The 1,231-nt window shown below is 52.9% G+C and carries 11 tRNA genes and 1 rRNA gene; all 12 read right to left on the bottom strand.

The features are described 5' to 3' along the window. Positions 1-100: 100 nt before the first annotated feature. Positions 101-177: transfer RNA gene (locus ACIQ38_RS22485), tRNA-Ile, on the bottom strand. 7 nt (positions 178-184) lie between these two features. Beyond that, positions 185-258, bottom strand: a tRNA-Met gene (locus ACIQ38_RS22480). Positions 259-281: 23 nt separating this feature from the next. After that, a tRNA-Ala gene (locus ACIQ38_RS22475) sits at positions 282-357 on the bottom strand. A 13-nt stretch (positions 358-370) separates the two neighbouring features. Further along, positions 371-447, bottom strand: a tRNA-Pro gene (locus ACIQ38_RS22470). 7 nt (positions 448-454) lie between these two features. Then, positions 455-531: transfer RNA gene (locus ACIQ38_RS22465), tRNA-Arg, on the bottom strand. A 16-nt stretch (positions 532-547) separates the two neighbouring features. Continuing rightward, positions 548-636, bottom strand: a tRNA-Leu gene (locus tag ACIQ38_RS22460). A 15-nt stretch (positions 637-651) separates the two neighbouring features. Then, positions 652-726, bottom strand: a tRNA-Gly gene (locus ACIQ38_RS22455). A gap of 17 nt (positions 727-743) precedes the next feature. Then, a tRNA-Leu gene (locus tag ACIQ38_RS22450) sits at positions 744-828 on the bottom strand. Between the two features lie 23 nt (positions 829-851). After that, positions 852-927: transfer RNA gene (locus tag ACIQ38_RS22445), tRNA-Lys, on the bottom strand. 6 nt (positions 928-933) lie between these two features. Continuing rightward, positions 934-1,009, bottom strand: a tRNA-Thr gene (locus tag ACIQ38_RS22440). Positions 1,010-1,022: 13 nt separating this feature from the next. Continuing rightward, positions 1,023-1,098: transfer RNA gene (locus ACIQ38_RS22435), tRNA-Val, on the bottom strand. A gap of 38 nt (positions 1,099-1,136) precedes the next feature. Next, a 5S ribosomal RNA gene (gene rrf, locus ACIQ38_RS22430) occupies positions 1,137-1,231 on the bottom strand; the annotation flags it as partial.

The raw sequence follows: 1,231 nt of genomic DNA, 5'->3' as shown, positions 1-1,231 counted from the left end.
GAGGAAGAGGGATTCGAACCCCCGCGCGGTATGACCCGCCTGTCGGTTTTCAAGACCGATCCCTTCAGCCAGACTTGGGTATTCCTCCGAAATATGTTGATGGTGGACCTTGCAGGACTCGAACCTGCGACCGGACGGTTATGAGCCGTCTGCTCTAACCAACTGAGCTAAAGGTCCTTAAAAATAGCGGCAGAGGGAGTCGAACCCACGACCTTTCGGGTATGAACCGAGTGCTCTAGCCAACTGAGCTACACCGCCAAGATGTTACATTTTACTATAATTGGTGGAGCCTAGCGGGATCGAACCGCTGACCTCCTGCGTGCAAGGCAGGCGCTCTCCCAGCTGAGCTAAGGCCCCAATATTTTTGATATGGTCGGGAAGACAGGATTCGAACCTGCGACCCCTTGGTCCCAAACCAAGTGCTCTACCAAGCTGAGCTACTTCCCGTAATATATGGCGCGCCCGGCAGGAGTCGAACCCACAACCTTCTGATCCGTAGTCAGACGCTCTATCCAATTGAGCTACGGGCGCTAATTATTCATAAAAGTGGTGCCGAGGACCGGAATCGAACCGGTACGGTAGTCACCTACCGCAGGATTTTAAGTCCTGTGCGTCTGCCAGTTCCGCCACCCCGGCACTTTAGTGAATCTTTGGAGCGGAAGACGAGGTTCGAACTCGCGACCCCCACCTTGGCAAGGTGGTGTTCTACCACTGAACTACTTCCGCTCGGTTATGAAATTAAATGGTGCGGGTGAAGGGAGTCGAACCCCCACGCCTTGCGGCGCTAGATCCTAAGTCTAGTGCGTCTGCCAGTTCCGCCACACCCGCATATATTGCATTCTTTTTAAAAATGGTGAGCCATGCAGGATTCGAACCTGCGACCCTCTGATTAAAAGTCAGATGCTCTACCAACTGAGCTAATGGCTCGTACAATGGTGCCGGAGAAAGGACTTGAACCCTCAACCTACTGATTACAAGTCAGTTGCTCTACCAGTTGAGCTACTCCGGCGATGGATTAAATGTGGTGGAGGATGACGGGCTCGAACCGCCGACCCTCTGCTTGTAAGGCAGATGCTCTCCCAGCTGAGCTAATCCTCCTGGGTATAAAATCGAATTGAAATATGTATTTATTGCAAGCCCAGCGACGTCCTACTCTCACAGGGGGAAACCCCCAACTACCATCGGCGCTGAAGAGCTTAACTTCCGTGTTCGGTATGGGAACGGGTGTGAC

Source organism: Psychrobacillus sp. NPDC096389, assembly GCF_044762855.1.
Taxonomy (GTDB): Bacteria; Bacillota; Bacilli; order Bacillales_A; family Planococcaceae; genus Psychrobacillus.
This window is presented reverse-complemented; position numbering and strand designations above follow the sequence as displayed.